The following is a 425-nucleotide window of genomic DNA, read 5'->3' as shown; positions in this document are numbered from 1 at the left end:
GGATGGACACCGGGAAGCTGCGCCAGCGGGACGGCTCGGGGTTGTCCCGGCGCAACCTCGTCCCGGCGACGGAGTTCGTCGACCTGCTCAGCGCCGTCCGCGCCGAACCGTGGTTCGCCACCTGGTACGCGGCGCTGCCGATCGCCGGCCAGCCCGAGCGGTTCGTCGGCGGCACCCTGCGCAGCCGGATGGCCGGCACCCCGGCCGCGGGCAACGTGCACGCCAAGACCGGCAGCCTGACCGGTGTCTCCGGTCTCTCCGGGTACGTCACCAGCGCCGACGGTCGGCTGCTGGCGTTCTCCATCCTGCTGAACAACTACCTGACGGCGTCGGTGAAGTCGCTGGAGGACCAGATCGCCGTAACGCTGGCCGGCTTCCGCGAGGGACAGACGTCGACGGCCCGGGTGGCAGCGCCGGCGGTGCCG

The 425-nt window shown here is 72.7% G+C and carries 1 protein-coding gene; it reads left to right on the top strand.

The features are described from left to right. The coding region (locus tag KBX53_RS35820; protein ID WP_210864123.1) for a D-alanyl-D-alanine carboxypeptidase at positions 1-425 on the top strand (425 nt) is incomplete at both ends.

The sequence above is a fragment of the Micromonospora sp. M51 genome (assembly GCF_018070305.1).
Classification (GTDB): Bacteria; Actinomycetota; Actinomycetes; order Mycobacteriales; family Micromonosporaceae; genus Micromonospora; species Micromonospora parva.
Note: the sequence above shows the minus strand (reverse complement) of the source record. Positions and strands in the feature narration are given on the sequence as shown.